This window comes from Nocardia sp. NPDC057272, assembly GCF_042668615.1.
GTDB lineage: Bacteria > Actinomycetota > Actinomycetes > Mycobacteriales > Mycobacteriaceae > Nocardia.
The window spans coordinates 17851-41312 of sequence record NZ_JBHUYK010000016.1; the positions used below are offsets into that span (position 1 = coordinate 17851).

A 23462-nucleotide genomic window follows, 5' to 3' on the forward strand; every position below is an offset into this window, starting at 1 on the left:
AAGCCCGGCCGTGATCACTCAGCACGTCGTTCTCCATCCGACCGCGCGATCCTTGCACGCCTACTCGACGCCATCCTTCTGTCGCACCTCGACAGTGGCGTCGTCTATAGGATCGGGCACGCGAAACGCGGAATCACCAGGGGGCGACAGGTATGGATCAGCAGGCACCGCAGCAGTCTCCGTCCAGGACTGGTGGGGGTATCGAATCGCGCGGTGACACACCATCTTCGCAGATGCCGGGGCGTGTTCGGGCGGCGCGAGTCATCATGGTCGTGATGTCGGCAATCGGACTGGCCGGCACTGTCGCGCTGATAGGGATGGGCCATCCCTTTGCGGCGGGCGGGAACGCTCAGGGGTACCTGTTCTTCTGGGCGATGGCGGTCACTGCCGTGTTCTTCGCGCGGCGGCGGGGCTGGGTCCGGATCACCGCGACCGTCTTCGCCGGGATCGAAGGGCTCGTGGCTTTCGGTTCCATGGCCTTCAACGGCGGGAACGTCGACACCGATGCCGGTTTCGCCTTCGTCCGGATGTCACCCGGGCCTTTCGGGCTGGTCGCGGTGATCGCCGTCATCGCCCTGCTGTTCGGTGGATCGGCCGACCAATGGTTCAGTCCCGGCGGGGCGGCACCGGGCAGCCCGCGACCGCCGCGAGACCCGGGCAAGCCGCTGCTGCGCCGCCGCCCTTACGTGGTCGGTTTGCTGATCACGATCGTGGTCGTCATCGGCATCGCGACGGCGGTGGTCATCGGCAACACCAGCAACACCACCGGCCCCGGCGCGCTGTCGGCCGGCGATTGCGTCGCGACCGAGGACGACCTGAGTATCGGCTTCTCCGATGCCGCGTTGGTGAAGGTGGGCTGTTCGGACGTGAGAGCCCAGGCGAAGGTCATCGCCCGAATCGAGGGCACCGACAAGACCACCGAGTGCCGGAAATACGAGGACTCCGTCAAGCTCGCGGGGTACATCGGCTCCGGCGGTGGTGCGTCCTTCGTGCTCTGCCTGCGTTCTTTCAGCTGAATCCGGCGACGCCGCGAAGGGCGGTAGCGGATTACATTGCGGGCAACACGATCACTTCGACAGTCGGATGGTCAGGTCGTCGATGTAGGTGCGGAAGAGCTCTGCCATGTCGACGCGCTCGGGGTCGAGGAGCCACTGCAACTGCAGGCCGTCCATCATGGCCGAGATCTGGCGCGCTACGGCGCGAGTGTCGATGTCGGGGCGGAAGGTGCCGTCCGTGACGCCGCCGTCGAGGGCGCCTGCCAGGTAGGTCTCCATGATGCGGTAGCGATCGACCACCCAGGCGCGGGCGGGGTGGTCGCTGGTGACCGCTTCGCTGGTGACGACGGTGAAGAGCTGGACCAGGCCTGGGACGTGCATGTTGTGCTCGACCAGTCGGACCAGCTGTTGCAGGGCCTCTGTGCCGCGCAGCTGCCGGTTCATGCCGAGGCGGTCGTAGTCGAGGCGGTCGCGGTAGTCCAGGACCGCGGCCAGCAGGGCCGCCTTGTTCGGGAAGTAGTGGAGCAGGCCGGGCTGGGAAAGTCCGCAGCGCGTGGCGATCTCGGCGATCGAGGAATTGTGATAGCCGTTTTCGGCGAAGCTCCCGAGCGCCTGGTCGATGATCTGCTCGCGGCGGTCCTCGCCCCGTCTCCGGCGTTGGGGATGCGGCGTCATGAGCAGCGACAGTAGTCGAACGAAAGGACCCAGAGAACCCCAAGAATAACGAAAGGATCACAGTACCGAGTGACCACTCGGTAAACTGGATGTCCGCTGGCACACTCGTGCCAGCCGTACCGGGACGGCCCGTGCGAGGAAGGACAGCCGATGACTCAGGGCACCGAGATACCGATCGAACCGATCACGCTGCGAGGTGGTGCGGGCGCGCTCGCCGGATGGGAGGTCAACCCGCCCCTCGGTACGCCGAACCTCGGCACCGTGGTGCTGGTGCCTGGTTTCACCGGCTCCAAGGAAGACTTCGAATTCATGCTCCCGCTGCTCGCGGCGGCCGGGTATCGCGCGGTCGCCTACGACCAGCGCGGCCAGTGGCAGTCCGAGGGGCCGGACGATATCGCCGGCTACACGATGGACGATTTCGTCGGTGACCTGCGCGGCGTTGTCGATCAAGTCTCGCCCGACGCGCCCGTGCACCTGGTCGGGCACTCCTTCGGCGGTTACGTCTCACGTGTCAGCGTGGTCGACGAGCCCACACGATTCCGTAGCCTCACGCTGCTGGCCTCGGGCCCTTCCTCGGTCGAGGACATCAAGTTCTCACCGCCACAGCTGGTGGCGCAGGTGGTGGAATCCGCCGGCCAGGAATTTCTCTGGCAGCAGATGAGCGCGGCCATGGACGCCGCCGGGCAGACACCGTCGCCCGCGCGCGCCGAGTTCCTGCACAACCGCCTCGTGCAGACCGAAAAGGCGAACATCCTCGGCATCCTTAAATGTATGGAGACCCCGCCGCTGGCCGATCCCGCCACGCTGCGCGATGCCGCGGTGCCGCTGCTCGTGGCCTACGGCGACACGAACGATCTGTGGGATCCCGAGGTCCACGAGAAATTCGCTCGACAGCTGCAGGCGAGGACCGCGGTGTACCCGGGTGTCGGACATGTGCCGAACGAGGATGTCCCCGCACAGGTAACGGCCGATCTGGTGAACTTCTGGAAAGAACTGGCATGACCGACGACATCGAAAACCTTCTGGACAAGCTGGACCTGGAGGCCAAGATCCGGCTGATCTCCGGATCCAACATCTTCCGCTTCGCCGGCGATGAGAGCATCGGCCTGACCGAGATGCCCGTCTCCGACGGCCCGTCCGGTGTGCGCGGCGAGACCTGGGACGAGCGCGACCCTTCGGTGAGCCTGCCGTCGGGCTCGGCGCTGGGCGCCACCTGGGATCGCGACCTGCTCGCCGAGATCGGTGGGCTCATCGCCGCCGAAGCGCGCCGCAAGAATGTGTACGCGGTGCTCGGCCCGACCGTCAACCTGCACCGATCCCCGCTCGGTGGAAGGCATTTCGAATGCTTCTCCGAGGATCCGATGCTCACCGGTGAGATGGCCGCCGCGTACGTCACCGGCGTCCAGGACCACGGTGTCAGCGCGTGCCCGAAGCACTACGTGGCCAACGACTCCGAAACCGAGCGCTTCACCGCCGACGTGATCGTCGACGACCGCACCCTGCGCGAGCTGTACCTGTACCCGTTCGAACGATCGGTGGACGCGGGCGCGTGGATGATCATGGACGGCTACAACTCCGTCAACGGTGTCACCATGACCGAGAACCCGCTGCTGGATGAGCCTTTGAAGGGTGCGTGGGGCTTCGACGGCGTGGTGGTCTCGGACTGGACCGCAGTGCGCTCCACCGAGGGCGCCGCCAAGGGCACCGACCTCGCTATGCCCGGACCGTGGGAACTCTGGGCCGCCCCGCTGATCGAAGCGGTTCGCCAGGGTGAGGTGCCCGAGGCTGCCATCGACGAAAAGGTCCGCCGCATACTGCGATTCGCGCAGCGCGTGGGTGCGCTGAACGGAACCCCCCAGCAGCCACCGGCTTTCACCGACGAGACCGCGCGCCGACTCGTGCGTGACGCCGCCGCCAGGGCCATGGTGCTCGCCACCAACGACGGTGTGCTGCCCCTGAACAAGCCCACCCAGGTCGCCCTGCTGGGCGCGGCCGCCGCGCAGCCACGATTCGGAGGCGGTGGTAGCTCGACAGTCGTTCCATCGCATACGAGTTCGCCGCTGGAGGGCCTGCGCGAAGTGCTGCCGGTGGTCTACACGCCGGGCGTTCACCTCAACGAGAACATGATCGCGGTGCCGCTGGATCTGGTCACCGACCCGGAGACCGACACGGCCGGGGTGAACCTGCGCTTCCTCGACGGCGAAACCGTCCTGGATTCCGAGCACCGCACCGCGGGCAATCTCATGCTCTTCGGCACACCCTTCGCCGTGCAGGCCGAGTCCTTCGAGATCCGTGGTCGCCTGCGCGCCGATGTGGCGGGGGAGTGGCGAATCGGCTACGCGGGCGTCGGCACGCTGCGCCTGGAGCTCGACGGTGAGACCGTGCTCAGCGAGACGGTCTTCCCCGAGGGCGGCGATCCGGTCGAGATGTTGCTGAATCCACCGCAGCGCTGGGTCACCCGCACTCTCGCCGAGGGTGAAGAGGTCGATGTTCTCATCGAACTGGTTCCCGCCCTCGACAAGGGCCTTCCCGCGATGGGCATCACCTTCGGTGTCGGCCGGCCGCGCCGTTCCGCCGACGAAGAGTTCGCCGCCGCGGTGGAATTGGCGCGTACTTCCGAGGTAGCCGTGGTCGTGGTCGGTACCACCGAGGCGATCGAATCCGAGGGGTATGACCGCAAGGATCTGTTGCTGCCCGGGCGCCAGAACGAACTGGTGGCGGCGGTGGCCGCCGTGAACCCGCGCACGATCGTCGTCGTCAATTCCGGTGCGCCGGTGGAGATGCCTTGGCGCGATGATGTCGCCGCCGTCCTTCTGGCATGGTTTCCGGGCCAGGAATTCGGCGACGCGCTCGCCGATGTCCTCACCGGCGCGACCGAGCCCGGCGGCCGCCTGCCCACCACCTGGCCCAAGGTCATGGCCGACGTGCCGGTGCTGGACACCCAGCCCGCCGCCGACAACACCCTGCCCTATCCCGAGGGCATTCACGTCGGCTATCGCGCCTGGCTGAAATCCGGAGTGGCCCCGGCCTATCCGTTCGGCCACGGCCTCGGCTACACCAACTGGGAACTGGTCGATCTGAGCGTGAGCGGTCACACCGCCACCATCACCACCCGCAATATCGGTGAGCGCGCGGGCCGTCAGGTGGTGCAGGCGTATCTGTCCCGCGCCGACAGTGTCATCGACCGCCCGGTGCGCTGGCTTGCGGGCTTCGCCGCCGTGGAGGCCGGTGCGGGCGAAACCGTCACCGCCACTATCGCATTGCCGGATCGCTGCTTCGAGCACTGGACCGAGCAGGGCTGGGTTGTCGAACCGGGCACATTCACCCTGCACGTCGGTACCTCGGTATCCGCTCTCCCGCTCACCGCTGAAATCAGCTGATACAACCGCTCATCCACTTGGCGAACCACCTCGTCATCCCGGCCGCGAAGGCCCGGGATGACGAGGTGGGCTGAGGCGACGGCCGCGGCGAACTGCCCATCCACGCTCTTCTCTCACACCTGGATCTCACCGTGGCCACGTCCGATGCCAACCCGTCCATCGACGAAACATTCTCTCCCGCCAACACTTCCACCAAAGTTCTGCTGCCTCTTCTCTTCGTCGGTAATGCCGCGATGTACGCGCTGTACTCCGGTGTCGGTGGGGTATTGCTGCCCCTGCAGATCGAACACATCGACCCGGCGAACAAGATCGCCAACCTCGGACTGGTCGCCGGTGTCGCTGCGGTCTTCGCGACCGTGTTCAACCCGGTCGCGGGTGCGCTGTCGGATCGCTCCGGCCGCCGCAATCCGTGGATTCTCGCCGGTGGCGTCAGCGCGATCGCCGCTATGGCACTGCTCGGCGCTGTGCACACGGTGTTGCTGGTCGCCATCGCCTGGTGCGTGGGGCAGGCGGTCGTGAACGTCTATCAGGCCGCCATCACCTCGGTCGTCCCGGATCGAGTCCCCCTCGAACGCCGGGGAACGGCTTCGGCGGCGGTCGGCCTCGGCGTCCCGCTGGGGTCGGTGATCGGCGTGGTGCTGGCCTCGGTCGTCGCCGACCATTACAGCGCCGGATATCTCGCTCTCGGCGTGCTGCTCGCCGTGGCCGCGGTGATCTTCACCGCCGGTGCGCGTGAACAGAAAATGCCACCCAAAAAGGCTGTGCCCCTGCGTGATCAGGCGACCGCATTCCTGAGTGTGTTGCGCGAGCACGACTTTCGCTGGGCGTTCATCGGCCGTGCTCTGCTCGTGCTCGGCTACTTCTGTGTGATCGGCTACCAGCTCTACATTCTGCAGGATCACATCCGTTTGCCGGACGGTATGAAACCCGCAACCGCGGTCGCCGTTCTCACGCCCATTTCCGCGGTGGGAATGACGCTGTCGACGATAGTCGGCGGCGTACTGTCCGACCGGCTGGACCGGCGCAAGCCCTTCGTGGCGATCTCCTCGCTGCTGGCCGCGGTGGCGCTGCTGATTCCGGTGTTCAGCCCCACCTGGGGCGGCATGCTCGCCTTCTCCGCGCTCAACGGCGTGGCGTTCGGATGCTTCATGGCTGTGGACACCGCCCTGGTCACCATGGTGCTGCCCAAGGCCGAGGACGCCGCCCGCGACATGGGCGTGCTGAATATCGCCAGCGCGGGCCCGCAGATTCTCGGACCGTTCGTGGCCTCGGCGGTGGTCAGCCTGGCCGGCTACACACCGTTGTTCATTCTCGGTGGTCTGCTCTCGGTGCTGGGCGCGCTCGCCGTCGCGCCGATTCGCTCCGTGCGCTGATCAGCGGCTGACTCTCCCCGACGAGCCTGTGCCGATTGAACGCCGCAGACGCGTAGATTCGACCTTGCTGTGATCGTGAGCGTTCCTCGACGAAGGGATCTCTGTCATGAGCAAGTCGCCCAGGCATCGCGGATGCCGCAGAGCATGTGCGGTGCTCGCGGTCGTGCTCGCCATCGCCACGGGCGGCTGCGGTACGGAGGACAAGTCCGACGGCGCCGCGTCCTCGCCGGTCGAGAGTGCCGAATCGGCGAAGATCGCCGACATCGTTCGCGCCAAGATGGCCGAACTCGATCTCAGCTCGGTGGTCTACGGCGCATGGCGGGGCAGTGAGCAGATCGCCTTGGGTGCGCTGGGCGGATCACCGCTCGGTGTCCCCGCGACCGTGGATATGCGCTTGCGTGTCGGCCAGCCGATGGAGCCCATGCTGTCCACGGTCCTGTGGCGACTCGATGGACAGGGCGTGCTGAAACTCGACGAACCCATCGCTCGCTGGCTGCCCGATTTCCCGCGCGCGGACAAGATCACCCCGCGGATGCTCGCCGACAGCACCTCCGGAATCTCCGACTATGTGACCGAACCGGAGTTCCTGAAGATATTCGGCGAGAACCCGATCCGCGAATGGACCGCGCCGCAACTGCTCGAACGCGCCAACGCGCGCCCTCCGCTGTTCGAGCCGGGCACCAGCTTCGCCTACGCCCACAGCGATCTGGTCGTGCTCGGCGAGGTCCTGCAAAAGGCAGCGGGCAAGCCCCTCGGTGATCTGATCGCCGAGCACATCACCGTCCCACTGGGCATGCACGACAGCAAAGTAGTCCTCACCCCGCAGGTCGACGAACCGATCCTGCACGGCTACACCAACGAACGAAACTTCTTCGAAGACTCCACGTTCTGGAACCCCACCGCCTTCCTGCACAGCGGCAACATGAACTCCACCGTCGGCGATGTCGGCCGCTGGGTCCGCGCCCTCGGCACCGGCGAACGACTCACCCCCGACCAGTTTCAGCAGATGATGGGCCCGTCGACCGCGGGCCTCGGTCCGTTCACCACCGAAAAATACTTCGCCTTCGGCGTGGTCCACCTCGCCGACTGGCTGTACATGAACCCGTCCTACGGCGGCTACGACGGTGTCGCCTTCTACGACACGAAAACCGAGACAACCGTCGTGGTCTACGACACCCTCGGCCCCACCTCCGACTCCAACCAGAACAACGCCGTCGGCATCGGCACCGAGATCGCCACCCTCTTGGTTCCCGAACGCCCGCCGGCGGTGCCCTGAGCCGTGGGCGACGCCCTTCAGCCGGGTTCGATCGGCACGGTGTACCGACCCGCGATCACCGGTTGCGCAGGACTTCGAGGCGGCCGTCGACCGATGTCAGGCGACATCCCGCTGTGCCGGTGGTCAGCAGCATGTTGGCGACTTGGAGCAACAGGACGAGGTAGGGCTTGCCGGAGGTGGACCGGCGGGGCCATTCGTGCCAGTAGTGCGGTGGGTCGAGGCAGGTGTCGGGACCGGTGGGTAGTCGCAGACGTTCACCGGGCGTGAGGACGGTGATGTGGAGATCGGCCAGGGACCTGACGGCATCGTCGGACAGGGACGCGGCTCGGGTGAGCATCGCCCAGCGGTGCAGCGGAACATAGGGCGGCGCCGTAGCGAGGGTCGGTACTGCCAGCGCGTTGTGGTCGTAGGTGGCGGCGGCCAGGCCGGCGGGAACGAGAAGCGCGGTGACAGTGTCGTCGCACACCAGCTCCACGCCAGTCCCGTCGGTGGTGATCGCGGTCGGCAGACCGCGCTCCCGATACGCCTTCATCCAGTCCGGGGAGTTGTGCGGCTGGGGTGCGTTCGGCCAGGGGAGACCCCGGGATCCGTTGAGGACCTCCCACGCGGCGGCGCCGAGCTCGCACTCGTGGTGGCGGTGGTCGAACCAGTACCGGCGGGCGTCGGTGGGAGAGAGCGCCAATGGTGGGCTGACGCAGTCGAACTCCTCGTTCTCGAGTCCCATCGGTTTCCTCCGGTGTCGGATGGCGGCCGATGACAACGGACGCGGGCACCGACGATCGTGCCACACGCTTCCATACTTTCAGGTATGGATAAGTGTGCTTCATAGTATGGTCGGTGGACGTGACGCCCAGCGCGGGTCGTTCAGCGAATTTCACGTCAGGAGGCCGACATTGGCCGAGTTCGTCGAGGATCAGGTCCAGCGGGTCGCGAGCACCGTGGACACCGTGCGAGCCCCGTCGAGATGTCCCACCGCTTTTCGCTACTGGGAAGCCCGCAGCACGCCGACAGCGCGACGGGTCGAACGCGCTTTCACGGCCGTGACCCGGCAACCGCTGTTCCCCAGCGACGAACAGGCCGCGGCCCTGTGCGAAGACCTGTTCGCCGGTGATCCGGTGGCCGAGCGATTCGTCGCCGAGGTGATGCACGGCGAGATCGGCTCTAAAACTGGGCGGGCGATGCTGGAGACAGCGCTGGCCGAGGGCATCGACGCCGTCGCGGACGCACCGGAATCCATGCGCGCGTTGTTCGCCGAGTTCGAAACGGTGCCCGACTGGGTGGTCCCCGAACTGGTCGAACAGGGCGCGGCGATCTGGCGGCGCTGGGGCACCATGCTGTTCAGTTTCGCCGGGGCCGAAACCCTCGAGATGTACACCGAAGCCGCGGTCGCGACCCCGTTGTCGCTGGCGGGCGGCTACGCCGGAGACAGTGCGCTGCGCCGGTTCCTGGAGACCACCCGCTTCTGGATGGACGTCTCGGCCCCCGACGCGCTGCTCACCCCGGGATCGGCGGGCCGGGCCACCGCACTGAAGGTCCGCGTCATGCACGTTTCGGTGCGGGCGAAGGTCGCCGGCCACCCCGAATGGGACACGCGGCGGTGGGGTCTGCCGATCAGCCAGACCTACCAGATGCTGACCCTGCTGGCAGGCAGTGTGACCCCCGGACTGGGCTTGTGGGCGCTGGGCTACCAGACGACGCCCTCGGAAATCCGTGCGCTGCTGCACTTCCAGAAGTACATGGGCCACCTGCTCGGCGTGCGGTTGCGCTGGTACCCCGAGACCGTGCGCGACGCCCTGCGGGTGCTGGCCATGACGATGGTCTCGCGCTCCTACGACGCGGGGGAGCACGGTACGGAACTGATCGAGTCGTATCCGGCGGCGTTCGCGCCCCGCGACGGGCACCGTGGCCTGACCCGGTTGCGCGAAATGTACAACTACCGGATCAATTCCGTGTACTCCGCGATGTACATGGCGCCGGGAACCCGTCGCCGCTACACCATGCCGCCCGCGTTGCCCTGGATCGTCGTTCCGATCGCGCGATTCCCGCTGATCACCGTGATGGAGATCGTGCGCCGGTTCTGTCCGCCGTTCGCGCGGGCGCACGAGAAGATCATGCTCGCGCATCGCGAGAACTGGTATCGAGCCCAGATGCGGGGCCGCACCGCCGCATTCGACGCCAGCGGCGCACTGCGCCGATGAACCCACCGAAGGTAGCCATGAGTACTGCCGACATCGTCGAAGTGTGGAACGGGCCGGGACGTCGCGACGGCGTGCTGACACCGGTCGAGCCCCGGCACAACGCATTACATCCGTCGTCGAGCACACTGGCTTTCGAACACTGGTACTTCGACGCGCACCTCGACACCGGGCACGTGGTGATCGGGTTCCTGATCAAACGCAGGCCCGAGGATCTGCCCCTGGCCCGGCCCTGGGTGGAGATGATGGTCTATTCGCCCGACGGCACCTTGCGTCAGGTGTCGCAGCGCTACCCCCGTTCGGCCACCTCGTTCTCGGCCGAGGGCTGCGACGTGCGCATCGGTCAGAACACCGCACGCACCGTATCCGACGTCGACGGGCAGGTGACCCACCACCTGCGGATGGCCGAGGGCGGCATCGAATTCGATCTGCGATTCCACAACGAGGTACCCGGCTGGATGCCGGGCAAAGGTGAAACCCGCTTCGGTACCAAGGATTCCTTCGGCTGGATGGTCGGCGCTCCCCGAGCGCGGGTGAGCGGCACGATCGAGCTCGACGGCGTGCGGCACGTGGTCACCGGGCGTGGCTATCACGACCACAACTGGGGTGTCGGCGACATGAAGAAGATCATCGAGCGCTGGCACTGGGGTCGGCTCTATGTCGAGGACTACTCGCTGCTGTTCGCCTCGGTGCTGACCCAGCAGCGCAGAGGCGGACACGAGATCAGCCCGCTGATGCTGGCCCACCACGACCAGATCGTGCTGTCCACCGGCGAGACCCGGCTCACCGAGGGGCCGGAACGCTTCGACGTGACCGCGGGACGCACCTATCCCGAATGGGTGGAACTGCATGTACCGGATCAGCTCGACCTCCGTTTGGACGTGGTTCGCGTCATCCACGCCCACGACCTGCTCGACGATCTTCCGGTGGTGCGATCACGGGTGGTCAAGCCGCTGATGCACCGATTGGTCGGGCACCCCGGCTACTTTCGGTTCGAATCCACCTTCGACCTCAGCGTGCGCACCGACGCGGGAACGCAGCGACGAACCGGTTCGACCCTGCACGAACTGGTCGCGCTGACCTGACCGGCACTCGTGCCTGGACGATCAGCCCGGTTCCTGTCCGCTGGTGATGAATCGGAAGAACTCGCGGCGTTGCTCCTCGGTCGGCACGGGCAGGTTCTGGTTGCCGTGCACGAAGCCGATTCCGGCGAAACACATCAGACCCGCGCGCATCTGGGCCTGCTCGGTCGAGAACCCCATGTCGACGAGGGTGTCGGACAGCGTGTGAAATATCCGCTGATCCAACGCTTTCACGGCCTCGGCCACCTTGGCGTTCGTCCGGGCCCAATCCCGGACCGCGAGTTCGACCTGCCAGACCCGTTCCCCGGTGAGCAATTCACCCATGCGGGCCAATCGCTGCTGGGGTGGCAGCTCGTCGAGGTCGTGGAAGCCGCGCGCCGCGTCGTTGTGGTCGGCGCACCAGAACTGCGCGGTGGTCTCCAGGAGCTGATCGATGCCGTCGAAATGCCAGTAGAAGCTGCCCTTGGTCACGCCGAGTTCGTCGCACAGGGTGGAAATGGTGATGGCGGCGACGCCGTTTCGCAGCAGCAGGCCGAGCGCGGCGGACGTCCAGTCCTCGACTCCGAGCCTGCGTGCCCCGCGACCGGCCGCCGCCGCCTTGCGCTTGGACACCGGCTCGGCCGGTCGCGAAGCCCTGGTCCCTCCGGTCATGGCCGCCTTCCGTGTGCGCGTCGAGGCCAGCTTATCGCGCGGCGTACGGCGTGCCGGCCGACGACTGGATACACACTGACTGGTCGGTAACGGGGTGCGCGGCGAGAGGCAGCGCCCCCAGGGCGAATTCTGCGGCGATTCGCACTCTGTGCGGGCACGTACTCTGTTGAGTGCCTGCACATTTGGTGACCGTAGACCGTAGGATGGAGCCTGATGGACCACACGGACCCTTTCCCCCGCCCTATTCCCGTCACGGTACCGAAGCTGCTAGTGGGCTTAGGGTCAGCGTTGGTCGTCGCCGCGGCAATCGCATCCTTCACCTTCACCTCCACCCTCGCGCGGGTAGCCGGAGTTCCCGAGCACCTGACCTGGCTGTGGCCGGTGGTCGTCGGTCTCACCGTCGCGCTGGTCGCCTGCACTTTCATCACATTGGTGGGCATCCGGGACGAGAAGGCCACCTCGCTGGTGCGGGTCTACGAGTTGTTGCTCGTGGCCGCCGTGCTGTCGAGCATCTGCGGAAACCTGCTGTCGATCTCGCGGGATCCGATCGAGATGGGAACTCTCGGCACCGCGATCGTGGTGTCGGTTCCCCCGATCTGCCTGATGATCTGCGTCGGTAACTACCTGCTGCTCACGGCGGTCGTTCCCGTCCGCATCGTGGCCGCGATCCGTGAGGACGACTGGCGGCTGAGAGTCCTCGGTATCCCCAGTGAGTCCCCGCCGTCGAAGGAGCCGACCCCCACCCGCCACGACAGCGACTGGTGGGACCAACACCGCAGCGAAGCGCGAACTCCACCGGCGACACCGAGAACCCGGACGTAGCGAACCGGCTGGACCGCCACGGTCCCCGCCGCATCGACCTCAGGTCTGTGTGTGCGGGGACCGAGGCTCGATGCGGAGCAGTTGCTTGCCGAGGTTGCGCCCTTCGAAGAGACCACGCAGCATCGCCGGAGCGAGTTCGAAGCCCTCCTGGACATCTTCGGCGTACACAATGTCGCCCTGGGTCATCCATTCGTGCAGTCGGCCGAATGCCTCGGGGAATCGGTCGACATAGTCCAGAAAGATGAACCCCTCCATGCGTGCTCGCTTGAGCCCGAGTTGGAGGTAATTGCGTGGTCCAGGAGGCGGTTCGCCCGCCTCGTAGCCGGAGGAGATGCCGCCGCAGACCACGATGCGGGCTCGCTCGGCGATAGCGGCCAGGCCGGCGTCCAGAATCGCGCCGCCGACATTGTCGAAGAACACATCGACACCGTCGGGGGCGAGTTCGCGCAACTTCGTCTCGACGTCCTCGGCCTTGTAGTCGATGCACGCGTCGAACCCGGCGACATCGGTGACCCACGCGCATTTGGCGCTACCGCCCGCGATGCCGACCACCCTGCATCCCAAGGCTTTCGCGATCTGGCCTGCGATGGACCCGGTCGCGCCGGCAGCTGCGGATACCAGCACGATGTCCCCGGCCGAGGGCCTGCCGATATCGATCATGCCGAAGTAGGCGGTCAGCCCGGTCGCGCCGAAAATGCCGAGCATCGCCTTGGGGTCGATGCCCGGCGGGACAACGTTCAACCCGAGCAGTCCCTGGCCAGAGGCGATCGCGTAGTCCTGCCATCCGACCATCCCGCAGACCCAGTCGCCCACGGCGTACTCGGCGTTGCGGGATTCCACTACCTGCCCGACGCCGCCGGCCCGCATCACCGCACCGAGGGGTACGGGATCCATATAATTCGGGCTGTCGTTGAGCCAGCCCCGCTGGGTCGGATCGAAAGCCAGCCAGACCACCCTGACCAGTGCCTCGCCCGGACCGGGGGTCGGGGCGGGGGCCGTCCTGAGCTCGAAACCGGTCTCCTCGACCATGCCTGCCGGTCTTTCGACCAGAATCCACTGGCGATTCACCCGGCGACGTTAGCCTGCCTAACCGATCCCTGTCATCCGAGTTTTCGGCGCCGAGCTCAGAGAGGGGCGCTGCGCCACCATCGGTCGTAGAGGTCCTGGCCCGAGGCGCCGCCCGAGACTCCGAGGGCGCAGCGGGAGCGGGTGCCGTTCTCGAATTCGACCAGCATCTCGCCCGTCGGTCCGGCGATGCCTTGTGTGTCGTTCCAGCGGGCGTGTCCGCGGCCGCTGGGGCGTTGCCAGTTCTCCTCGCCGACGAAAACCGCGGTGGCGGAGGAGACGTAGCGCTCCGCCGGTTCGTCGGTTCCGCAGGTGAGCAACAAGCGGAACACCGGGTTCTGGTCACCGTTGCAGGCGAGTGCGTTCAGCGAATCGCGGGTCTGGCGCGCGTCGATGGGACGTTGGTTGCCGTCGACCGCGCTACAGCGCAGACCTTGGTAGCCGCTGTCTGCCTGGGTTTTCGGCAGCAGTTCGGGGAAAGCGTCGACGACCCACTGGTGGGCCGCCCAGGAGTTCGGGTCGATCGGAGCCGTCGACGTGGCCGCAGCCGTGCTCTCGTCGGGCGAATCACGGTTCAGCACAATCACACTCGTGACAACTGCCGCGAGCACCGCCGTCAGCGCGCCGACCACGATGCCGAGGCTACGGCGACGTGCCGGTGCACGCTCGGCCACCGCCACCGCTTCGGTGGGGACACCGAGGGCGGCGGCGGCATCGGCGGCCAGCGCACCGCAGCTCGGATAGCGCCGCTGCGGTTCCTTGGCCAGTGCGCGGGCGATCACGTCGTCGATCCGGCGCGGCAGCTCCCCGGCCACCGCGCTCGGACGGGGCGGCGGGTCGTACAGGTGTGCCGCGATCACCGCATCGACGCTCGGTCGCGGGAACGGTTTGGCACCGGTCAGCAGTTCGTAGAGGGTGCAGCCCAGTGCGTAGACATCGGCACGGTGGTCGATCGCCGTGCCGGTGAGCTGCTCGGGAGCCGCGTAGGCGACGGTCGCCAGAATCGTTCCGGCCTGGGTCAGCGTCGTCGCGGCCGCGGCCTTGGCGATGCCGAAATCGGTGACCGCGACCCGATCCGGTTGTCCCGGAATGGATTCGACCAGAATATTGGCCGGTTTGACATCGCGGTGCAGCATCCCGGCCCGGTGCGCGTGATCGAGTCCGCGAGCCACCCCGGTGACCAGATGCGCGACACGGTGCGCAGTGAGCGCGCGGTCGCGCAGCAGCGTGGCGGCGTCGGGGCCGTCGATGAAGCGCATCGCGATCCACAGTTGACCGTGCTCGATGCCACGGTCGTAGACGCCGATGATGTTCGGATGGTCCAGCCGCGCGGCGAGTTCGGCTTCGCGACCGAAGCGCGCCCGGAACTCGGGGTCGGCACCGAATTCCGCGGACAGCACCTTCACCGCGTCGCGACGCGGCAACCGGGGATGGGCGGCGACGTAGACGGTGCCCATGCCACCGACACCGAGAACCCGCTCGATCCGGTACCCGGCGAAGACCGTGCCCGGCGGCAGCGGACGGCTATTCACTGCGCACCAGCAGCGCGTACTGGGCAGCGCTCTGCTGCCTGGCGTGCGCCGGACTCCGGCCGAGGACCGAGGCGGTGTACCGGCCGTAGAGCACATGGCAGTAGACCTGGGACGGCGATGCCGGGTGCTGATCGAGGTCGTTGCAGTAGACATCCGGCACGCCGGCCGGGGTGTCGATCAGGGTGGCGGGATCGGCGGCCTGCCGCTCCTTGGTGAAGACCCGGCGCGCGGTGACCGCGTCGGGAAACCGTTCGACCAGATTGTTCCCGTTCACGGCGACGACTTCGATCTGATCCTGAAAACCGAAGTGCTTCATCAGCCGGGTGGCTCGTGGACCGAGCACGACGCCGCCGATGGCGATCGAGGCCGACCAGCCGGCATTGGCGTCGGTGTCGGCGGTGATCACCGTCGGCGTAGGCCAGTGCCCGGCGCCGAAGGGAAGCACCCGCGCGAGCATGCCGTCCCGGTCGAGCGGCAGGTCGGCGAACCGGTCCGGCGCGGTCGGCTGGAAATCCTGCAGCCGGGGGAGCTGGACGTCGAAGGTCTTGCGCACCATGGCGAGCAGCGCGGCCTGGTCCGGGCTGGTGTGCGCGGCCAGCACACTGACGACGAACGACCCGTGCGCGAGGGTGGCCGCCATGGTCGGCACGGTCGGGCGCCAATGCGCGAACGCCCCCGGGTACTCCGCGATCCGCACCGCGACGTTGTCGGCGGTGACCGCGGCGTCGGTGGCGTTCATCTGCCTGGCCGCCAGCCGCGCCTTCGTGTCGTCCGGGAAGCGCAGCAGCAACACGGTGAGCAATCGGGCGGAGCCGATCTCGGGTGCTTTGCCACGGAAGTTGACATCGCTGCCACTGACCGCGAATCCGGCGAGCATGTCCTGGGATTCGAGCACGTCGCGGACCGGTTCAGCCAGAATTCCGGCTGCTTTCAACGGTGTCGGCAGCGGCGCGGTCCGGTTGGAGATGCCGTTGGTCAGCGTCGGATCGACCTCGATCGGATCGAGCACCGCCTCACCCATCCGCACCGATTCCAGTATTCTGCCGTACTTCTCGGTACTGGAGGTCGGCGGCGTCATCGGGTCGACGCTGTTCGAACCCACATCGAGGGCGGCCAGGTCGAGTTGCTGGGGTACGGGTTCGCCGGAACGCACGCACCCGCACAGCACCGTCAACGCCGCGGCCAGGACTGCCACGGTTCGGATTCGCTCACCACGTGTGAACATCGGCTACCCCTGTCCCAGTGGAGCGTCCGGCCACCAGCGCTCCCACAGCACCGAACCCGAGGTGCTGCCGGAGATACGCAGCCTGCAGAACTGCCGGTCGGGCCCGTCGAACATCACGTCGAGCCGGCCGATGTGTGAGCCGTCGTCGCCCGTGATGGTTCCCCATCGCACCTTCCCGCTCGCACCGTCGCGTGTCCACAGCTCCTCACCCTCCACCGCCAGATTCACTGTCCACGCCGGAATCTGGGTGCGATCCGACCGGCAGACGACCGAGAGGGTTTCGACCGGGTTGCGGTCACCGAGGCAGAGCACACCGCCGACATCGACCTGCTGATCGAGCGCGAGCACATTGCCGTCCTGGTCGATGTGCAGACAGTTGTTGACGTCCTGGTATCCGACGGCAAGCGGTGCGACCGGCAGCAGGTTCGGCAAGGTCTCAGCGGCCAGGGCGGCCGCGCCCCACGCGTCGGAGTTCGTGGCGACCCGGGTAGGGGCAGCGGCACCGGAATCCTCACCGGCGAACCCCGCCGCCAGCGAAATCGCCGCCGCCACAGCCACAGCGGCAGCGATCGCCACGCCGGTCAGGAGTCGGCGCGGCGCGGCGGAGGTCTTCGGTACGCAGGCCGCGCGCGCGGCAGCAGCCAGCTCACCGCAACTCTGGTAGCGCTGTGCGGGGTCCTTGGCCAGTGCGGTGGCGATGACCGTATCCAATTCAACCGGCACCCGGCCGTTTTCGAGCGACGGCCGGGGCGGTTCGTCGGACAGGTGCGCGTACATCACCGCCGCGGGACTGCTGCGCGGGTACGGGACCGTCCCGGTGAGCAGCTGATAGAGCGTGCACCCCAGCGAGTACACATCGGCGCGATGATCCACCGGATCGCCGTTGATCAGCTCGGGCGCGGCGTAGGCCAGTGTCGCGGTGAATCCCGCACCCTGGCCGAGGGCTCCGTCACCTTCGGCGGTGCGGGCGATCCCGAAGTCGGTGACCAGCACCCGATCCGGTTCCCCCGGTTCCGCGGTGAGCAGCAGGTTCGCGGGCTTCACGTCGCGATGTTGCAGGCCGACCCGGTGGATCTCGTCGAGACCGTTCGCCGATTCGGTCACGATGCGCAGCGCCCGCTCGACCGGAATCGCGGTCTCCTGCCGGATCAGCTCGGCGACATCGCCACCGTCGACGAACTGCATCGCGATCCACAGGCGGCCGTCCTGCTCACCGCGATCACGGACCGCGACGACATTCGGATGTTGCAGCCGCACAGCGACTTCCGCTTCGCGCAAGAACCGCGCGCGGAATTCCTCGTCGTCGGTGTACCGGTCGGACAGAATCTTCAGCGCGTCGTGCCGGGGGAGCCGAGGGTGGCGCGCGAGGTACACCTCGCCCATGCCACCGGCACCGAGTCGCCGTTCGATCCGGTACCCGGCGAACTCGTCGTCAGAACGGAGCATCTGCCCACCACCGGTCGTAGAGTTCCTGGCCCGTTGTCGCACCGATCACGACGACCATGCAGAAGTTCCGGGTCGGTTCGTCGAACCCGACACCGACCAAGCCGAGATCGCCGGTGGACACGGTCATCGTCGACCACGTCACCCGGCCACGCCCGGTAGCGTGTTCCCACTTCTGGTCACCGAGAACCACGGCACCCGGTTCGTTCACGAGGATGAAGGGGTTCCGGTTCGTCGAACAACGCACGTCGACATCGCGGATGGGGTTGTTGTTGCCGGTGCAGGCGACGCGCGCGACTTCGTCGGGCATCAGGTCCAGATCGGCCGGCCCACCGGAACCCACCGCCATGGCGGCGCATCGAATGCCCTGATGTCCGGTTCGGGTCGGGGTGGCGGGCAGCAGCCCGGGCAGCGCGTCGACGATGAAGGCATAACGCCCCCAGGTCACCCCGGCGCTGCTGGTCGGTGTGACGGGACTCGCCGTCGAATCGTCGGGGTCACGGACGACCACCACGGTGACGGCGAGTGCCACCACCAGCATGATGACGGCCGCTGCCACGGCGGCGTACCGCAGCCGCGGATTCGCCTGCCGTGGTGACTGTTTCGGCACGGGTGCGCCAGGGCGTTCGGTGATGGGCGGCGGAACGGCCGCGACCACGGTGTGATCGGCCGCCACACCGAAAGCACCCGCGGCCGCGGCGGCCAGTGCACCGCACGACGAATAGCGTTCGTCGGGGTTCTTCGCCAGCGCACGGGCCAGCACCGCGTCGATCGCGGGCGGCAGTTCCGGCCGAAGGGCGGTGGCTCGCGGCGGCGGCGCCATCAGATGCGCCTGCATCACCGCGACCACCGAATCGCGGGGGAACGGTTTCGTGCCGGTGAGCAGTTCGAACAGGGTGCAGCCCAGGGCGTAGACATCGGCGCGATGATCCACGCGCTGTTCGGTCAGCAGTTCCGGCGCCGCGTAGGCGAGCGTCGCCACGACCGTCCCGACCGCGGTCAGCGCGGTGCCGTCACCGGCGGCCCTGGCAATGCCGAAATCGGCGACCAGCACACGATCCGGTGCGTCCTCGACCGGCTCGAGCAGGATATTGGCCGGTTTCACGTCGCGGTGCAGCAGGCCGTGGCGGTGCGCCTCGTCCAGCCCGCGCGCGGTCTCGGTGACGATGTGCACGGCCCGCGCCGGCGGTATCGGCGACTCGCGGCGCAGTAGCGCGGCCACGTCCGTCCCCGCCACGAACTCCATCGCGATCCACAGCCGGCCGTCGTGTTCGCCGCGGTCGTGCACCGCGACGATATTCGGATGATCGAGCCGGGCGGTCAGTTCGGCCTCGCGCAGGAAACGCGCCCGGAATTCCTCGCCCGCACCGGCATTCTCGGGCAGTACCTTGATCGCGTTGCGGCGAGGCAGTCGCGGATGGGCGGCCACGTACACCGTGCCCATGCCGCCGGAGCCGAGCACCCGCTCGATCCGGTATCCGGCGAAAACGGTTCCCGAGGGAAGGGTTTCGGTCATCGCCTCTACTCGCTGTTCACCAGCAGCGCGTACTGCGCGGCCGCTCGTTGCAGGACATCCTGGTAGTCCCGGCTGAAAACGACTCCGACATAGCGGCCGTATCGAAGGCGGCAGCTGAACTTGGTCATCGGCGAGTTCTTCATCGACTCCGCGCAGTTGATGTCGACCATGCCCTTCGGTGGTGGAACGACGAATTGGTCGTTGTTGTCGGGCAGGTTGGCGAAGAACGCGGTCGCGGTCGCCGCGTCGGCGAAGCGCATCAGCCGGTCGTATCGGTTGAGGCCCACCAATTCGGCGACCTCGCGGGTGGGTTGGTAGAAGTGGCCCGCCCGCGGACCGAGAACGATGCCGCGCGCCTGCACCAGGCTTTCCCACCCCGCGACTTCGCTGAAGTCGCCGAGAATCACCACCGGATACGGCCAGCGGCCCGGTGCCTCGGGCACCATGCGTCCCAGCATGCCGTCACGGTCGAGCGGCAGGTCGGCGAATTGCTCGGGCGGGGTGAGCACGATATCGCGCAACATCGGCCGCTGTTCCTCGAAAGCCTTGCCCGCCAGCGTTGTCAGCGCGGGGAGGTCGGGCGAGGTGTGCCCGGCCATGACCGTGACGACGAACGAGTCCATGGCGATCGTCGCCGCCAGCGTCGGCACCGACGGACGCCAATGCGCGCGAGCCGCCGGGTGCCCGGGGATCGAGACGGCCACGTTGTCCGCGCTCACCGCGGCGTCGGCGGAGTCGATCTCCTGCGCGGCCAGTCCCGCGGCCGCCGCATCGGGAAATCGCAGCAGCGTGACCTGCAGAATTCGGCCACTGCCGATCGAGAACTCGGTGGAAGTATCGGTGGCGCCGACGGTGTAGCCGGCCAGCATGCCGTGGCGCTCCAGGACCGCCCGCACCGGATTGGCCAGTAGCGCCGCCGCTTTCGCGGCGGTGGGCAGGGGGTCCGAACCGGACTTCGTGCGGGGTACGGTGAGTGCCGGGTCGACCCTGGCCGGATTGGCCATGGCCTCGCCGAGCCGAACCGATTCGACCACGCGCCCGTGATACTCGCTGCCGTGTTCGGGCGCGCGCAACGGGAAGCGGCTGTAGGGGCCGACATCGAGGGTGGCGGGATCGGGCACGGGAGTCGGATCACCGGTCACCGTGCAACCCGAGGCCGCGGCGAGGATCACGCCGAGGGCGACCGCGAGGGGTGCGAGTCTCACAGCGGTGCCTCCGTCCACCAGGCGGCCCGCAGCTCGGTGCCGTTCTGCGCACCGGTGACGACGATGTAGCAGAAGCTGCGGTCGGGATCGTCGAAGTACAGCCGCAGGTAACCCGTGAGCTGAGGGGCCTTGTAGAGGTCGAGATAGGTTCCCCAGTGCAGATTTCCGTGGCTCGACGGCCTGGTCCACTGTTCGTCGCCCTCGGCGCGATCGTAGGTCGGCGGCGGGGCGATCGGCGAGCGGTCGGCGTTGCACACGAGTTCGATCGTCTGCACCGGTTCACGATTGCCGAAACACATGATCCGCCCGGTCGGGACGAAGACGTCGACGGGCAGGTCCCGCATTCTCTCGTCGGAGGGCCTGCACCCCCACATCTCCTGATATCCGGTCCCGAACTGTGAAGCGGGAAGCAACTCCGGAAATGCTTGTGCGACATAGGTGTACGCGCCCCAGGAGACCGGGTCTACCGCGGTTTGCGGACCGAGCGCGATCGCGGTCGGCGCGTGTTCGGTGGACCCGGTTCGGGTGACGCCGAGCACCCCAGCCGTCAGCGCGATCAAAACCGCGGCGGCCAGCGCGCCGTAGACGAGCGGGCGCCGCCGGGTGGGTGCCCGGACCGCGGCCAGCCGGACCGTCCCCTGCGCGGCGACGGACGCGGCCGCTGCCAACGCACCGCAGGACGGATACCGGTCGCCGGGGTTCTTCGCGAGCGCGGTCGCGATCACCTCGTCGAATCCGGGTGGGAGCCCGGGCTTGCCGAGTGCAGGCGGCGCTTCGTGCAGGTGCGCGTACATGACCGCGGCCGGGGTGTCGCGGGGGAACGGCACCGACCCCGTCAGCAGTTCGTAGAGCACACAGCCCAGCGCGTACACGTCGGTTCGGTGATCGATCGCCCCGCCGTTGATCTGCTCGGGCGCGGCATAAGCCAGGGTCGCGCTGAGCCCGGCACCGGTCGAATTCGTGGGTGCGTCAGCGGGTCTGGCGATGCCGAAGTCGGTGATCAGCACGCGGTCGGGGCGGCCGTCCTGTTCGGCGACAAGGATATTGGCCGGTTTCACGTCGCGGTGCAGCACCCCTTTGCGGTGCAGCAGATCGAGTCCCTTGGCAGCCTCGGTGATGATCCTGACCGTCCGGTCCAGCGGCAGCGCGTCCGGTCCACGGCGGATCAGCTGGGCGAGGTCGACACCGTCGACGTACTGCATCGCGATCCACAGTCGGCCTCCGTGCTGACCGCGATCGCGCACCGCGACCAGGTTGGGGTGGCTCAGCCGGGCCGCGATCGTGGCCTCACGCAAGAAGCGCTCACGGAACACCGCATCGCCGGAGTGCTTGTCGGACAGCACTTTCAGCGCGTCCTTGCGCGGCAGCCGCGGATGACCGGCCAGATAGACCGTGCCCATACCGCCCATGCCGAGGCGTCGCTCGAGGCGGTACCCGGCGAAATCCATGCCCTCAGAAACAGTCAACCGTCGTGCTTCCCGAACCGATCGGCGCCGGGACCCTTCCGGCGCGAGTCGACCGACCCATGATCGACCGGCCGACTATAACCCGACAGGCGGTCGGGTAACCGGTCGATAGTTCGAGTACTTTTCGACGTGGTTCTCGGTGTGCGCCCCGGCAATTCGGGGCGTGCGCGCCGCGAGGACACACGGCACGGTGGAGCTATGAACAAGCTCGCGGCGTCGTCCGCACTCGCTCTCTTCCTGCTCGCGTCCGCCGTCGGCGCGGGCTCCGCGCACGCCCAGCAGCCGGTGGCGGACACCGGCTCGTCGAGTCTGGACGTGCTCTGCAGCCCGGTCGGCGGCCTGCTGGTCGCGGTGGGCAGCGCCGAGAATCCGTACGGCCCGCTGCTCGTGGCGGTCTGCCTCAACCGGTGATCAGGGCGGAGTCAGCTTGGTGACCGTGCCGAGAAAACTGGTGACGTACAACGACTTCGGGTCCCAGCCGGGGCCGGATCCGAATCGTGCCGACGAGGACGAGGGCAGGCCGTCGGCGATCGCGCAGGTTCGGCCGGTATCCACATCGACCTGCTGGACACTGCCCGCGACGTTGAGGGTGACGTAGGCCTTGCCATCCTGGCCGACGGTCAGATCGTCGGCCGAGTTCAGTGGTCCGATGCCGGGAATCACAGCCTGTCGCGGCGGGCTTTCGGGATCGGCGTAGTCGACGGCAGCTCTGCCGTTGTCGGAGGCGGTGTTGTCGACGAGATCGGGACCAGCCTAGGGGGACGGTCGTGGAACTCGCACCGAAACAACGGATCGGCCGTGGACGTCGGCGACGCCGCGGTGGGGCAATGGAGCCGGAGGTGCGGCAGGTGTCCCCCGCCTCACAGGTTGCCCGCTTCGAGGATGGTCAGCAGTCGGTCGGCCGCGTGGCGCGCTCGGCGGGTGATCTCCTCGGCGTCGGGCTGCGCTGCGCCGAGTAACACCTGGTCGAAGAGCCCGGCCTTCAGCAGTCCGCCGAACACCGCGGCCGCCTCGTAGTTGTCGGCGATTCGCCAGCCCGACTGCTCGCGCCACCGGTCCAGATAGGACGCGAAGATCAGGCCGCCGCGGCCGAGGACTTCCCGCCGATAGATGCGCCCGAGTTCGGGAAAACGATCCGCGTCGTGAGCGACCACCCGGTAGAGCGCGAGCTGCTCGTCGGAGAGGGCATGGCGAAGGTACTCCTCGCCCGCGCGAGCCAAGCCGACCTCGGGCGGATCGGTGTACCAGGCGGGGTCGCGAGAGGTGTCGCCTTCGGGTGCGCAGAGTCCCGCGATGACGGCGGTGAAGAGCTCGTCTTTCGTCTCGAAGTGGCGGTAGAGGGTCTTGATCGAGACGCCGGCGTCGTCGGCGATCTTGTTGACCGAGCTCGCGGCGTATCCCTCGTCGAGGAAGGCCGTGCGCGCGGCTGCGACGATCTGGGCACGCTTGCGCGCCATCAGCCCGGCCTTGGGATCGTCTGTCGCCCACGTTCTGACCATGTGTCCGCCTTCCGTCTTGACCGACCTTACGACAGTAGTTACTGTCGTTTCAAACAACAGTA

The 23462-nt window shown here is 67.5% G+C and carries 21 protein-coding genes; 9 read left to right on the forward strand and 12 right to left on the reverse strand.

Annotated elements, in window-relative coordinates; genetic code table 11:
- Positions 1-275 precede the first annotated feature (275 nt).
- Entirely contained in the window at positions 276-1016 is a 741-nt protein-coding gene (locus ACFULV_RS21150; RefSeq protein ID WP_378659111.1) for a hypothetical protein, read from the forward strand.
- Between the two features lie 51 nt (positions 1017-1067).
- On the opposite strand, the gene ACFULV_RS21155 is transcribed toward ACFULV_RS21150, so the two are convergent.
- Entirely contained in the window at positions 1068-1670 is a 603-nt protein-coding gene (locus tag ACFULV_RS21155) for a TetR/AcrR family transcriptional regulator (RefSeq protein ID WP_378659113.1), read from the reverse strand.
- 150 nt (positions 1671-1820) lie between these two features.
- On the opposite strand from ACFULV_RS21155, the gene ACFULV_RS21160 reads away from it, so the two are divergent.
- The 4 genes from ACFULV_RS21160 (at position 1821) to ACFULV_RS21175 (ending at position 7699) form a co-directional block, all read left to right on the forward strand.
- Entirely contained in the window at positions 1821-2672 is an 852-nt protein-coding gene (locus ACFULV_RS21160) for an alpha/beta fold hydrolase (RefSeq protein ID WP_378659116.1), read from the forward strand.
- Positions 2669-5050, forward strand: a complete 2382-nt coding sequence (locus tag ACFULV_RS21165; protein ID WP_378659119.1) for a beta-glucosidase — start codon at positions 2669-2671, stop codon at positions 5048-5050. Before ACFULV_RS21160 ends, ACFULV_RS21165 begins: the two co-directional genes overlap by 4 nt.
- A 131-nt stretch (positions 5051-5181) precedes the next feature.
- Positions 5182-6423, forward strand: coding sequence for an MFS transporter (locus ACFULV_RS21170; RefSeq protein WP_378659121.1), 1242 nt, complete (start codon positions 5182-5184; stop codon positions 6421-6423).
- A 106-nt stretch (positions 6424-6529) separates the two neighbouring features.
- On the forward strand, positions 6530-7699 hold the full coding sequence (locus tag ACFULV_RS21175) for a serine hydrolase domain-containing protein (RefSeq protein ID WP_378659124.1): 1170 nt from the start codon (positions 6530-6532) through the stop codon (positions 7697-7699).
- Positions 7700-7754: 55 nt separating this feature from the next.
- Here ACFULV_RS21175 and ACFULV_RS21180 read toward each other — a convergent pair whose 3' ends face one another.
- Positions 7755-8423 (reverse strand): hypothetical protein, encoded by a 669-nt coding sequence (locus ACFULV_RS21180; protein WP_378659126.1) that lies wholly within the window; start codon positions 8421-8423, stop codon positions 7755-7757.
- Positions 8424-8637: 214 nt separating this feature from the next.
- Here ACFULV_RS21180 and ACFULV_RS21185 point away from each other — a divergent pair, with 214 nt between their 5' ends.
- The gene (locus ACFULV_RS21185; protein ID WP_378659398.1) at positions 8638-9897 is read left to right on the forward strand and encodes an oxygenase MpaB family protein; all 1260 of its coding nucleotides are present in this window, start codon (positions 8638-8640) and stop codon (positions 9895-9897) included.
- A 17-nt stretch (positions 9898-9914) separates the two neighbouring features.
- Positions 9915-10979 (forward strand): lipocalin-like domain-containing protein, encoded by a 1065-nt coding sequence (locus tag ACFULV_RS21190; protein WP_378630713.1) that lies wholly within the window; start codon positions 9915-9917, stop codon positions 10977-10979.
- Positions 10980-11000: 21 nt separating this feature from the next.
- On the opposite strand, the gene ACFULV_RS21195 is transcribed toward ACFULV_RS21190, so the two are convergent.
- Positions 11001-11627, reverse strand: coding sequence for a TetR/AcrR family transcriptional regulator (locus tag ACFULV_RS21195; RefSeq protein ID WP_378659129.1), 627 nt, complete (start codon positions 11625-11627; stop codon positions 11001-11003).
- Positions 11628-11897: 270 nt separating this feature from the next.
- Between ACFULV_RS21195 and ACFULV_RS21200 the strand changes: the two genes are divergently transcribed.
- Positions 11898-12449: a hypothetical protein gene (locus ACFULV_RS21200; RefSeq protein WP_378659132.1), complete on the forward strand. Its 552-nt coding sequence runs from the start codon at positions 11898-11900 to the stop codon at positions 12447-12449.
- Positions 12450-12488: 39 nt separating this feature from the next.
- Here the strand turns inward: ACFULV_RS21200 and ACFULV_RS21205 are convergent, their stop codons facing one another.
- From ACFULV_RS21205 to ACFULV_RS21235, 7 genes are read right to left on the reverse strand one after another with little or no spacing between them, the layout of a single operon-like run.
- A complete protein-coding gene (locus ACFULV_RS21205) occupies positions 12489-13517 on the reverse strand; it encodes an NADP-dependent oxidoreductase (RefSeq protein WP_378659135.1) in 1029 nt (342 codons plus the stop codon).
- Between the two features lie 56 nt (positions 13518-13573).
- Positions 13574-15046 (reverse strand): serine/threonine-protein kinase, encoded by a 1473-nt coding sequence (locus ACFULV_RS21210; protein ID WP_378659138.1) that lies wholly within the window; start codon positions 15044-15046, stop codon positions 13574-13576.
- Positions 15039-16271: a hypothetical protein gene (locus ACFULV_RS21215; protein ID WP_378659141.1), complete on the reverse strand. Its 1233-nt coding sequence runs from the start codon at positions 16269-16271 to the stop codon at positions 15039-15041. The genes ACFULV_RS21210 and ACFULV_RS21215 overlap by 8 nt, the downstream gene beginning before the upstream one ends.
- Positions 16272-16274: 3 nt before the next feature.
- Entirely contained in the window at positions 16275-17717 is a 1443-nt protein-coding gene (locus tag ACFULV_RS21220) for a serine/threonine-protein kinase (protein ID WP_378659142.1), read from the reverse strand.
- Entirely contained in the window at positions 17704-19230 is a 1527-nt protein-coding gene (locus ACFULV_RS21225) for a serine/threonine-protein kinase (RefSeq protein WP_378659145.1), read from the reverse strand. The genes ACFULV_RS21220 and ACFULV_RS21225 overlap by 14 nt, the downstream gene beginning before the upstream one ends.
- Positions 19231-19235: 5 nt before the next feature.
- Positions 19236-20435: a hypothetical protein gene (locus ACFULV_RS21230; protein WP_378630724.1), complete on the reverse strand. Its 1200-nt coding sequence runs from the start codon at positions 20433-20435 to the stop codon at positions 19236-19238.
- The gene (locus ACFULV_RS21235) at positions 20432-21901 is read right to left on the reverse strand and encodes a serine/threonine-protein kinase (RefSeq protein ID WP_378659147.1); all 1470 of its coding nucleotides are present in this window, start codon (positions 21899-21901) and stop codon (positions 20432-20434) included. The genes ACFULV_RS21230 and ACFULV_RS21235 overlap by 4 nt, the downstream gene beginning before the upstream one ends.
- A gap of 198 nt (positions 21902-22099) precedes the next feature.
- On the opposite strand from ACFULV_RS21235, the gene ACFULV_RS21240 reads away from it, so the two are divergent.
- Positions 22100-22312, forward strand: a complete 213-nt coding sequence (locus tag ACFULV_RS21240; RefSeq protein ID WP_378630727.1) for a hypothetical protein — start codon at positions 22100-22102, stop codon at positions 22310-22312.
- Here the strand turns inward: ACFULV_RS21240 and ACFULV_RS21245 are convergent, their stop codons facing one another.
- Both ACFULV_RS21245 and ACFULV_RS21250 read right to left on the reverse strand, forming a co-directional pair.
- Complete coding sequence (locus tag ACFULV_RS21245; RefSeq protein ID WP_378659150.1) at positions 22313-22564, reverse strand: hypothetical protein; 252 nt, start codon at positions 22562-22564, stop codon at positions 22313-22315.
- Between the two features lie 197 nt (positions 22565-22761).
- On the reverse strand, positions 22762-23400 hold the full coding sequence (locus ACFULV_RS21250; protein WP_378659153.1) for a TetR/AcrR family transcriptional regulator: 639 nt from the start codon (positions 23398-23400) through the stop codon (positions 22762-22764).
- Between the last annotated feature and the right edge of the window lie 62 nt (positions 23401-23462).

Bases quoted from the DNA above. Each gene is read 5' to 3' on its own strand.
- ACFULV_RS21150 (WP_378659111.1), top strand. From the start codon at position 276: ATGTCGGCAATCGGACTGGCCGGCACTGTCGCGCTGATAGGGATGGGC.
- ACFULV_RS21155 (WP_378659113.1), bottom strand. From the start codon at position 1,670: ATGACGCCGCATCCCCAACGCCGGAGACGGGGCGAGGACCGCCGCGAG.
- ACFULV_RS21160 (WP_378659116.1), top strand. From the start codon at position 1,821: ATGACTCAGGGCACCGAGATACCGATCGAACCGATCACGCTGCGAGGT.
- ACFULV_RS21165 (WP_378659119.1), top strand. From the start codon at position 2,669: ATGACCGACGACATCGAAAACCTTCTGGACAAGCTGGACCTGGAGGCC.
- ACFULV_RS21175 (WP_378659124.1), top strand. From the start codon at position 6,530: ATGAGCAAGTCGCCCAGGCATCGCGGATGCCGCAGAGCATGTGCGGTG.
- ACFULV_RS21180 (WP_378659126.1), bottom strand. From the start codon at position 8,423: ATGGGACTCGAGAACGAGGAGTTCGACTGCGTCAGCCCACCATTGGCG.
- ACFULV_RS21190 (WP_378630713.1), top strand. From the start codon at position 9,915: ATGAGTACTGCCGACATCGTCGAAGTGTGGAACGGGCCGGGACGTCGC.
- ACFULV_RS21195 (WP_378659129.1), bottom strand. From the start codon at position 11,627: ATGACCGGAGGGACCAGGGCTTCGCGACCGGCCGAGCCGGTGTCCAAG.
- ACFULV_RS21215 (WP_378659141.1), bottom strand. From the start codon at position 16,271: ATGTTCACACGTGGTGAGCGAATCCGAACCGTGGCAGTCCTGGCCGCG.
- ACFULV_RS21220 (WP_378659142.1), bottom strand. From the start codon at position 17,717: ATGCTCCGTTCTGACGACGAGTTCGCCGGGTACCGGATCGAACGGCGA.
- ACFULV_RS21225 (WP_378659145.1), bottom strand. From the start codon at position 19,230: ATGACCGAAACCCTTCCCTCGGGAACCGTTTTCGCCGGATACCGGATC.
- ACFULV_RS21240 (WP_378630727.1), top strand. From the start codon at position 22,100: ATGAACAAGCTCGCGGCGTCGTCCGCACTCGCTCTCTTCCTGCTCGCG.
- ACFULV_RS21250 (WP_378659153.1), bottom strand. From the start codon at position 23,400: ATGGTCAGAACGTGGGCGACAGACGATCCCAAGGCCGGGCTGATGGCG.